Raw genomic sequence first — 10,337 nt, 5'->3', positions numbered from 1 at the left:
ATGGGTAGACACCCTGAAATGCCTAATCGTGAGGCTAAGTTGCTCAAGCAACAAAAAGGAAAATGCGCTCATTGTGGACTGACGTTCCGTGAAGGAGATGTGATGGAAGTAGACCATATTATTCCCAAATCCATTGGAGGTAAGAATGAATGGAAAAATCTACAACTTTTGCATCGACATTGCCATGACATAAAAACTGCCAGTGATGGTAGTACGAAGTCTGTAATGACAAAAAGTTAACACATTGAGTAGCCGGATGAGTTGGAAACTCTCATGTCCGGTTTCGGATAGGAGGGGTGGAGTGGTAACACTCCGCCTCGACCTTACCAACTTTGGTTAAGGCTGCCCTAGTTTCATTCTGGCTGATGAGCGACTTGTACTGAGCCACTGCGGAAGTATAGCCGAATCACAACTCAACTTACAGATCTCACTTTCATCTCCCATCTCCCCGCTCCCATCTCCCATCTCCCCGCTCCCATCTCTAAGGAGACATCCGAAAATAAGGATACTGAATCGGGATACCTGGTTCTTTTTCGAGGTCGAAATTAATTACCTTCCAACAAGGCTGCGTGTTAGATTCAGAGCTAAATTCGACGGGTAGACCGAACAAACGGGGAATCGTTGGTTGTTCGGTATTGTTGCTACTCCAGGGATGATGGCGACTTTCCTTGCTAGCACTGTCGCCAACCAGATAGCCGCCGATTAAATCGCGGTACCGCTCGGCAATAATTACCTTTGTCGCGCGGTAGCCTTGAGTGTACAGCCGATCGAGCGCATCGTGAATCTCAAATCGAATCCCATCGGGATGAGTATGCTGGCGGTACCATTCACCTTCCCATAGGCACCAATGTCGGCTAGATTGCAGATGAACCAATTCGCTCGTATTTGGATCGGCTTCAAAAGCCCCATGTCGAGAGCATAAATAAGTATCTGTGAGTGTCAAAGCCGAAATAGTTTGCCGACAATGGGGACACTGAATCTCTGGGCCGAAAATGGGGTATTGGAGAGCAAAGTTCATGTCAGGAGCGCGGCAGGCGAACAGCCCGTGCGGGATGAGTAAACAAATGTGTCGAGCTGTGAGTCTATTTATTGCATTATACTTTACACGCTGGCGTTGATGCAGCCTGTTTTAGTAGAGAATCGATCGAGGCTGATAATATCTAAATTAGACAATTGCTAATGAGAATCGAGCGTTTTAGAAGATTTGTGGGAATGATAATTTTATCCTGAGTGTGTTTCGCTACTGGAAAGATGATGTCAACGCGCAACCTGCCGTTGAGATTAACATCACCTGTAGTGAAAGCAATTGAGGTGTCGCGCCGCTAGTGATGACATCTGACCCTATATCTAAGGATCTAAACACATGCAGCGATCGATCTTCAGCAGTGGAGATATATCAACGATCTTCAAACCCGATCCGATCGGAGATCGTTATTGGTATCAATAAATTCACAAATTGATGCCTCCGTCAAGTATTGTGGGTAAGATAAGACTGGGATAGTTACGTCTATTTGAGCTGTAGTAAATCATTATTCATTATTGTGTCTACCTCAGATAAATTTTAAAACTATAATGTCCGACTAAAACATCTCAAACGGGTGTTTACAAGCGGTTCTCTCTGAGGGAGTCGCTGCTACTACATTCAATGCCGTGAAACTTCGCGATAGAAACTCAATCAAATTTAAGCTAGATTAGCACTCGATTAAATATTAGATAGTCGATGGTAAATCTGGCTAAAATGCGAGATATAAAAATATCTGTTTAGGAACAGGAAAATGGACGATAACAAGCAGCAGATCATTCACTACTTTATCGAAGAAGCGCAAGAACATTTAGTGACAGTAGAACAAGGTTTATTAGACCTTGCCGAAGTGATCTCCGACGCAGAGCGCGTCAATGAAATGTTTCGGGCTGCCCACTCGATTAAGGGCGGTGCAGCAATGCTAGGGTTTGAAGGCATTCAAGCAACCGCACATAAATTAGAAGATTGCTTTAAGATTTTACGCGATCATCCCGTCCCGATCGATCGAAAATTGGAAACGCTATTTTTGGGTGGATATGATGCGCTCAAAGCATTAGTAGAAGAATTGGCGAATTCGCCCACCCTGAGTTTGCGCCCGGAAGTAGTGACAAGTGTGTTGTCTGGCTCGGCTGCAAATTTTGTCGCGTTGGAAGAATATCTCGAAGAGATGCTCAATATCAATACTCACGATACTGCTGGTAGAGAAACCCCAGTCGCAGCGACTGTCGGTGGTAGTACCGCAGTCATGGCACCGCCGATTAATATCGTCGCGATCGTCACGACGACACTTCAGCAGATGTTAGGCTTATTCAAGCAAGGCGACAACCCTGCTAATCGCCAACAATTAGTCGGCATCGCGCAGTCATTGTCAAGTATCCGTCCAGATGCTGGCAACTGGCAAGCTTTAATTAGAACCACCGCACAGGCAATCGCCAATCCGCATAATACTTACAATGCCGTTGCGCCGCTGGTTATTCGCGAGTTGAAACAAGCGGGCGATTTACTCGCCGCCGGACGCGAACGCGAAATCGTGGTTTCAGTAGGTCTGCAACAGGCAATCTCTACTGCGGCACCAATCGCACCAATCGCGCCAGCAGTGCCAACTCCAACCGCACCAGCAGTCGCTCAAATTACGATTCCAGTCGATGTTCGCGGTGCCGCACAAGGCATTCTCCAGAACTTCAACCGTCAGCAAGTCACCGAATTAGTCGTCTTACTCCATCGGGTAATTTCTAATTCTAAGCAAAATTAGTTGCACCTAAATCGGGTGGAACATCTTGCCATCTGCCATCACCGACAGCGCGAATTGCCTCGGTGAGCTTAACTTCTCCAGTGTACAGGGCGCGACCGACAATCGCGCCAGTGACACCCACGGCAGTCAGCGACAGCAGATCGAGTAAATCTCGCAGCGAACTGACCCCACCAGAGGCAATGACGGGGATGTTGATGCCGCTGGCTAGTTCCCTTAATGCTGCCAAGTTTGGCCCCGTTAAGGTGCCATCGCGGTGGATATCCGTGTAAATAATTGCCGCGACACCCATTTGCGCCATTTGTTTGGCTAAATCGACTGCTAACACCTCTGAAGTTTCTAGCCAGCCTTTAGTGGCAACTTTACCAGCTCGTGCATCGATCCCGATCGCGATTCGATCGGGGTATTGTTGACATAATGTTCTGACTAGTTCGGGTTGCTCGACTGCAACCGTTCCTAAAATAATTCGATCGACCCCCAAAGTCAATAGCTGCCGAACGCTCGCTTCAGTTCGCAGTCCGCCCCCAACCTGAATTTGCACGGGTTGGGTGGCTGTTGTTTTGACCATTTCTACAATACTCGCGATCGCGGCAACATTTACAGGCTGTCCGGCTTTAGCACCATCTAAATCTACTAAATGGAGTTTATTTGCGCCCTGTACGAGCCAATCGCGCGCCATATTTGTAGGATTGTCGTTAAATACCTGAGATCGATCGTAATCGCCCTGATATAGTCGCACGCACTTACCATCTAACAGATCGATCGCCGGAAAAATATCCATAGTTTTGCACGGGAATTAGAGAATAGCTATAGCGAATTATACGGAAAAAGCTGGATCGCTGCACGATCGGTGACTATTTAGATACCTGAACGACCGAAAAAAGGTCGTAGATCTGAGGATATATTTAATAATAATTAATAAATATTAAACAATGAAGATCGGTTTTCCTACCACAGCACCAAACGCCGATCGGTGACAATATAATTGTTCGACTCTATACTATTGGAGCAAATATGATTGTTTCTAATTGGCGCAAGGCATTAATGCCGATCGTCTTATCGGTAGCTTTACTATTCTCAGCTTGTTCGAGTAAAGAACCATCTAAATATGCTACCACTCAAAAAGAGACTTCGGGTAGAAGCGCACCCGCCGCAGTTGCTAAAAATGCCGAAGCTGGCGGCGATTTTAATAAATTCTTCCCTCAAGGTGATGCTGGCTTTGCCCGCGTATTTTCCCAAGAGAAGAAAGGTTTTGCTGAAGCCAAGCTAAATAAAGGTGGCAAAAATGTCGCAGTTTTATCAATTAGCGACACGATTAGTCTACCTGCGGCAGCGAAAAAATATGAAAAGAGTACCAGCAAAATTGGTAGCTATCCGCTGTTAGATGAAGCACCACTCAAAAGCACTGGGGTATTAGTCAATAATCGCTATCAAGTCAAAGTCGCTTCTCGCGATCCTTCCTTTACCGCTACCGATCGCCAAGCTTGGTTATCTAAATTTAACCTCGATGGACTATCTAAACTCAAATAGTTTAGCAATATTGTAATTATCTTCAGGAGTTATCTGTGAGCAAAGCAATTTTTGAATTAGTAGACGAGTTGCCCACTGGGGGATTAACCGTCATGTCATTGAATGCCCTAGATTTTGTCATTCCCGGACAATGGCAAAATATCGTTGGCTTCGACAATACCATTAAAATAGTTACTGGTACCGACGACCCAGACTATATTCAAGCGATCGGCGAACGTGCGGTAGCTTTGTATAATGACAAAGGCGAAGGCTATCAAACCGCCATGTGGCTTTATAATACGGTCGATTCTGGTTCGCGATTGCTCGGTGCAGCCGCGATGGCAAATAAAGTCGGCGAAAGTTTCTCAATGCTCAGTTTTTTGGGTAACATTACCCCTAAAGCTGAAACCGCTCAAACAATCGACCTCAGCGTCAAGTTAGTCGCCGAAATCGTGGCTTTCTGTCAGATTAACGGCATCCCTGGCGATAGCGTTGGTGATTTCCTGGCGGCGTTGGGCGATTATGGTGGCGAGTCGCTGATGCGAATGGCTGCTTTAATTTGCTTCGATGGTTTGATTCCATTAGGGCCAGATTTTATCGGCATGGTGATGGATAAGATGGGTGGAATGGGTGCTAATGAGCTAGAAGGTAATCAAACATTCAAAGGCATCAAAGACCAAATCCCTGGTGGTGATACGGGCGGAAAATTGGGCTTTATTACCGAGAGTTTTGGCTCTGTCAGCGGTTGGATGAGCGATTTTGTGACTTCACGCGGGTTAACCCCAGAGACAGTTGTTGGTAATCTCCGCAACTTCGTAGAAATCAGCGATGACAAGCTCGATTACTTGGGCGCGTTTCTCGATGTAAGTACCAATTATTACGAGCACACTGGTGCCCAGACGCTTGCCAGACGTTTAATAGAGCGTGCTGCTGCCGAAATGTAGGCCGATCGAGATCCGACGGTTATAGTCGGGTTTTGAGCTGCGTGTCTCATTATCAGCTACTTGTTTGCGCTCCGCTCGGTAAATATTTGCCGAACGGGGCGCATTCAATTTTTTAACGTGAGTTCTGGCGCAAGACTGGGTACGCTAAAGTTATTGGTGCTGTGGTGTCGATCGCTAGCAACTACCCAAAAACGCGTAAATTTATGGCGGAATTTGGGCACTCTCAAATAACATTAGCTGAAATACTCGAAGTTTGGTAAGATAGAACCCATATATACATTATTCTCGTAAATTATTATGCTAACTGTCCAATCTTTTGCGATCGAATTTGGCTGAAACTAATACTTTTGCTCTTGTCGATCGATGCTCTATTTCTTGATGGTTGTGTGATGTGGTTAGCCTAGTGCGATCTAATTTACAGCCGAATACTTAAAATCTATATCTTTAATTAATTAGCTAAACTTATTCACAAGGTCGTGTCTTCGATAGCTGTGGATCTATGGTTGGGTGATTCCTTACCCTAGATAATCGTGTCAATCTAAATTTGGCTCGATCCAGAACATCGAAAATCGACTCATTTTAATTTATCAAAAAATAATACAGGTACTATTTATAATGTTTTCTGCCGCCAACCGTCTTTCCATTTTTGTGGACGGTAATAATATGTTTTATGCCCAACAAAAAAATGGGTGGTTTTTCGATCCTCGGCGCGTGCTAGAGTATTTTACGAAAGAACCAGAGTTAATGCTTATTAACGCTTTTTGGTATACTGGACTCAAGGACTCTCAAGATCAACGCGGGTTTCGCGACGCACTGATCAGTCTGGGTTACACCGTTCGTACCAAAATCCTGAAAGAATACTACGATGATACTTCCGGTCGCTATTCCCAAAAAGCGAATTTGGATATTGAAATTGTGGTCGATATGTTTAATACTGTAGATCAGTACAATCGAGTTGTGCTGTTTAGTGGTGATGGTGATTTCGAGCGAGCGATCGAATTACTGCGATCCAAAAATACTCACATCACCGTTATCTCGACCGAGGGGATGATTGCCAGAGAACTGCGTAATGTTACCGATCGATATATCGATCTCAATGATATTCGCGATCGAATCGAAAAAGTTGATTCTTTATAGGAAAACTAATTCAAGTGTTAGCAAGACAACAACTAAAAATCATAATGCAGTCTAATTTATTAGAGCTATTAGTGCTTATTTAGGTGACAGAAAATTCTCGTTAGTAAATCTGTCACCTTAAAAATATCGTTAAGTATCCCCGACTTCTTCCAAGAATTCGGGGATCTAGCAGCTCGATTAGTAATTCCTGACATTATTATTTTTAGGTATCTAGCATCATGACTCAGCAACCAGAAACAGATCGCATAATTATTTTCGATACCACCTTGCGCGATGGCGAACAATCTCCCGGCGCAACCCTCAACGCCGATGAAAAACTGACCATTGCTCGACAATTAGCCCGTTTGGGTGTCGATGTCATCGAGGCTGGTTTTCCATACTCCAGCCGGGGTGATTTTGAAGCAGTCCACCAGATTGCCGATCTTGTCGGTACGCCATCGGGGCCGATTATTTGCGGCTTGGCACGCGCCAGCGAGAAAGATATTAAAGCCGCCGCAGACGCACTCAAGCCTGCGGCTAAACCTCGCATTCATACATTTATTGCGACATCTGATATTCACCTAGAATATAAACTCAAAAAGACTCGTAAAGAAGTCTTGCAAATTGCTGGCGAAATGGTGGCTTATGCCAAAACTTTCGTCGATGATGTCGAATTTTCGCCCGAAGATGCCGGACGCAGCGAACCAGAATTTTTGTATGAAGTATTAGAACGTGCGATCGCCAATGGTGCGACGACTGTTAATATTCCCGATACGGTTGGTTATACAACTCCTGCCGAATTTGGTGCCCTAATTAAAGGTATTAAAGAAAATGTCCCGAATATCGATCGGGCGATTATTTCTGTCCACGGACACGACGATTTAGGGTTAGCTGTTGCGAACTTTTTAGAAGCAGTTAAACATGGCGCGCGGCAATTAGAATGTACCATTAATGGCATCGGCGAACGCGCGGGTAATGCTTCATTAGAAGAACTGGTAATGGCTCTACACGTCCGCCGTCAGTACTTCAACCCGTTCTTAGGTCGTCCCGTCGATTCGGCTGAGTCGTTAACAAATGTCGATACCCGTCAGATTTATAAAACTTCCCGCTTAGTATCGAGTCTCACCGGAATGATCGTTCAACCCAATAAAGCGATCGTTGGAGCTAATGCTTTCGCCCACGAATCGGGCATTCATCAAGATGGAGTGTTGAAAAATAAACTCACCTACGAGATTATGGATGCCCGATCGATCGGATTGACTGATAATCTAATTACCCTAGGTAAATTATCCGGTCGCAATGCCTTCCGCACGCGCTTATCAGAACTGGGGATCGATTTATCCGAAAACGACCTTAACAAAGCCTTCTTGCGCTTTAAAGATGTCGCTGATAAGAAAAAAGAAATTACCGATCGCGACTTAGAAGCGATCGTTAATGATGAGATCAAACAATCTCCCGAAATCTTTGTTCTCGATCGCGTTCAGGTCACTTGCGGCGATCGCGCTCAACCTACCGCAACTGTAACGATCCGGATGCCCAACGGTGAAGAATTGACCGATGCCGCGATCGGGACTGGCCCCGTAGATGCCATTTACAAGGCGATTAACCGCGTTATCGACGTTCCCAACCAATTAATCGAATTCTCGGTACAATCGGTCACAGCGGGCATTGACGCGATCGGCGAAGTGACGATTCGGCTCAAGTATCAGGATTATACTTATTCTGGTTATGCGGCGAATACCGATATTATTGTCGCCTCGGCGCAAGCGTACATTAATGCCCTCAACCGTTTGTATGCTGCTAAAACTAAGTTAGAAGAAGCTGCCAGTCAGTTGGCGGTTAATAGTTAACAAATGAGGTAGGGGCAATTCATGAATTGCCCCTACCTCATTTTTTAGCGAACCTCAGTTCGGGCTAAGGAAACTCGATCTGCTCCGCTCAGGCACCGCCCTGAACTGGAAGTGTTTCGTTCCGAAAGGCTACGCCAACGGGCTAATAGCTCAAGTTCGTTGAAACGAACTAATTAATTTGGTAGTTCGTTTTAACGAACTTTTGCTATTAGCCCCGCTTGGTGCGCTGTCTTGTCGGTTTTTTATTCTGGGGGAACCCCAGAATAAAACCGCCGCTAAACCGTCGGGGAACAAAGGCGTGCGCGCATCCGCAAATTCATTTGAGGGCGATGCCAAAACGAAGCTAAGAGTCATAGATTACCTACGGTACGCTACGCGAACGGGAATCCTTGACCCGAACTGACGTTAGCTACGACGATAAACATCCCGATCGCGACCCAAACTAAACCCGATCGAATGGCGTAAGCTACGATTGCCCCAAATTATAAATACCATAATCGCACTTGCCGCCATTCCTGTCCCGATCGTGAAAATTCCAGGATAACCCAGATCTTTGGCCACCAGCCCAAATACAGGCGCGGCAATCGCAATCCCCAGATCTAGCCCCGTAATACAGATTGCTAATACTTGTCCCCGCTGCTGGGGTAAAGATCGATCGGATACTAGCGCAACTGTCATCGGCATTAAAGTACCGCTACCCAATCCTTCTAAGATGGCACCAAAGATAAAACTCGTCTGACTGTGAGCTGTCGCCAGACAAGCTAGTCCCGCAGTATAGCAGCACAGGCTCCCGGCAATAAAGATTCCCCGCCCATAAAGATCGGATCTGGTGCCAATTACCGATCGGGAACTAAAACTCGCTAGTGCCGCGATCGTATAGAATAAGCCAGGATTAAAATCGATGTGCAGAGTTTTGATATATAAAGGTAAAAATGTATGAATCGCACCAAACGGAAATCCAACTAGCAGTAATACTAAAGCGGGAATTCCGAGAGCTGGATTAGTCAAAATTTTCCAGATTGAAATACTTGGATCTGGCTCAGTTTGTTCTAAATTGCGCTCGATGCGCGGGTTGTGCAATTGAGTAGCGGCGATAAATGAAATTGTCCCACACCCGATCGCAATCCAAAAGATTTCGCTATACATCCCCAGGACTTGCAAGTAACCGCCGATCGCGGGGCCTAATCCGACACCAACGGGGTTTGTCAGGCTCATTAAGCCGATGATTTCGCCGCGTTGCTTGGGGGGAGCCAAATCGACAACTAAGGCACTGTAAGCCGTTGTAAATGCGGCGATACTAATGCCATGAAATGCCCGAACCAACATTAGTAATGGCATTGAAGTAAACGCCAGATAGCCCAAAGGTGCGATCGCGGCTACCGCCGTACCGACGAGTAATACTAACTTGCGCCCTTTAAGATCGACTAATTTACCCACAATTGGCCGCGTTGCCAATAACCCGATCGCAAATGCTCCGATAATTAAGCCTACCTGTTGTTGCTTAAACCCGACCGTATCTAGATAGTCAGGTAGTGTCGGTAATAAAATCGCGATACTTATCCAAAATAATAAGCCCGTGAAAAATAACACGAGCAAACTTCGCCGCTGTTGCGGTTCGAGCTGATTCAAAGTATTCATTTAGGGAATTGGGGGGGGTTGCTCTATAAAGGAGCTGCTTTAAAAAGCTTCATCTTACTCGATATTCGATGGTATGAGTCGAACTAACCCATTCACCCTTGTCATTGTAGCTGCGAATCAATCGCTGACGTTCGTTATCTGATAATAACCACCCCGCCTCTACAAAAAATGGCTGGCGGTGACTAATTTGCAACGGAATATTGCTCGAAACACCATCGGGCAATAATAACACCTGCCGAGGTGTTGCTCCTTCGTCAAAATACAGCCGATTGCCATCGATTTTCGCAGTTGAGGAAATCGTTCTGCCACCAAAAGATAATTGTTGCACCAACGAGCCACCAACTTCGCTAACTTCTAAATTCGTGGTGTAAGTCTCTGGCTCTTTCCAGTCGGCAAATACCGTCTGAGCTTTACCTTCCCACTTACCGACTAACTGCTCTACCCTCAAATCTGGGCGCAATTTCGCATCGGTACCGCTCCGAATTTCTCGAATCAGCGTCTGACTCTCA

General features: G+C 45.7%; 11 protein-coding genes. 7 read left to right on the top strand and 4 right to left on the bottom strand.

The annotated features are described in order from the left end of the window. The coding region (locus Q0R35_RS03990) for an HNH endonuclease signature motif containing protein (RefSeq protein WP_295614701.1) at positions 1–240 on the top strand (240 nt) is incomplete at its 5' end. A 241-nt stretch (positions 241–481) separates the two neighbouring features. Here the strand turns inward: Q0R35_RS03990 and Q0R35_RS03985 are convergent. After that, positions 482–1,018 carry a TIGR02652 family protein gene (locus Q0R35_RS03985; RefSeq protein WP_295614700.1) on the bottom strand — a complete coding sequence of 179 codons (537 nt, stop codon included), beginning with the start codon at positions 1,016–1,018 and terminating at the stop codon, positions 482–484. Positions 1,019–1,775: 757 nt separating this feature from the next. On the opposite strand from Q0R35_RS03985, the gene Q0R35_RS03980 reads away from it, so the two are divergent. Next, positions 1,776–2,774 carry an Hpt domain-containing protein gene (locus Q0R35_RS03980; protein WP_295614698.1) on the top strand — a complete coding sequence of 333 codons (999 nt, stop codon included), beginning with the start codon at positions 1,776–1,778 and terminating at the stop codon, positions 2,772–2,774. Here Q0R35_RS03980 and hisA read toward each other — a convergent pair. Continuing rightward, on the bottom strand, positions 2,761–3,552 hold the full coding sequence (gene hisA / locus Q0R35_RS03975; protein WP_295614696.1) for a 1-(5-phosphoribosyl)-5-[(5-phosphoribosylamino)methylideneamino]imidazole-4-carboxamide isomerase: 792 nt from the start codon (positions 3,550–3,552) through the stop codon (positions 2,761–2,763). The genes Q0R35_RS03980 and hisA overlap by 14 nt on opposite strands. Before the next feature lie 233 nt (positions 3,553–3,785). Here hisA and Q0R35_RS03970 point away from each other — a divergent pair, with 233 nt between their 5' ends. The 5 genes from Q0R35_RS03970 to Q0R35_RS03950 all read left to right on the top strand — a co-directional run bounded on the left by Q0R35_RS03970 (position 3,786) and on the right by Q0R35_RS03950 (position 8,190). Beyond that, entirely contained in the window at positions 3,786–4,301 is a 516-nt protein-coding gene (locus Q0R35_RS03970; RefSeq protein ID WP_295614694.1) for a hypothetical protein, read from the top strand. 35 nt (positions 4,302–4,336) lie between these two features. Beyond that, positions 4,337–5,224 (top strand): hypothetical protein, encoded by an 888-nt coding sequence (locus tag Q0R35_RS03965; protein ID WP_295614692.1) that lies wholly within the window; start codon positions 4,337–4,339, stop codon positions 5,222–5,224. Between the two features lie 60 nt (positions 5,225–5,284). Next, complete coding sequence (locus tag Q0R35_RS03960; protein ID WP_295614690.1) at positions 5,285–5,455, top strand: hypothetical protein; 171 nt, start codon at positions 5,285–5,287, stop codon at positions 5,453–5,455. A 384-nt stretch (positions 5,456–5,839) separates the two neighbouring features. Further along, positions 5,840–6,361 carry an NYN domain-containing protein gene (locus Q0R35_RS03955; protein WP_295614688.1) on the top strand — a complete coding sequence of 174 codons (522 nt, stop codon included), beginning with the start codon at positions 5,840–5,842 and terminating at the stop codon, positions 6,359–6,361. Positions 6,362–6,579: 218 nt separating this feature from the next. After that, positions 6,580–8,190, top strand: a complete 1,611-nt coding sequence (locus Q0R35_RS03950; RefSeq protein ID WP_295614686.1) for a 2-isopropylmalate synthase — start codon at positions 6,580–6,582, stop codon at positions 8,188–8,190. 405 nt (positions 8,191–8,595) lie between these two features. Here the strand turns inward: Q0R35_RS03950 and Q0R35_RS03945 are convergent, their stop codons facing one another. Together Q0R35_RS03945 and Q0R35_RS03940 are read right to left on the bottom strand one after the other, a co-directional pair. Further along, positions 8,596–9,828, bottom strand: a complete 1,233-nt coding sequence (locus Q0R35_RS03945) for an MFS transporter (RefSeq protein ID WP_295614684.1) — start codon at positions 9,826–9,828, stop codon at positions 8,596–8,598. Between the two features lie 49 nt (positions 9,829–9,877). After that, positions 9,878–10,337 (bottom strand): DUF3598 family protein (locus Q0R35_RS03940; RefSeq protein ID WP_295614682.1); only part of this gene is annotated, 460 nt, incomplete at its 5' end.

The organism is Chamaesiphon sp. GL140_3_metabinner_50, assembly GCF_025361915.1.
In the GTDB taxonomy this organism is placed as follows: domain Bacteria; phylum Cyanobacteriota; class Cyanobacteriia; order Cyanobacteriales; family Chamaesiphonaceae; genus Chamaesiphon.
The sequence above is the reverse complement of the archived record's forward strand: the minus strand, read 5'-3'. Positions and strand labels throughout refer to the sequence as shown.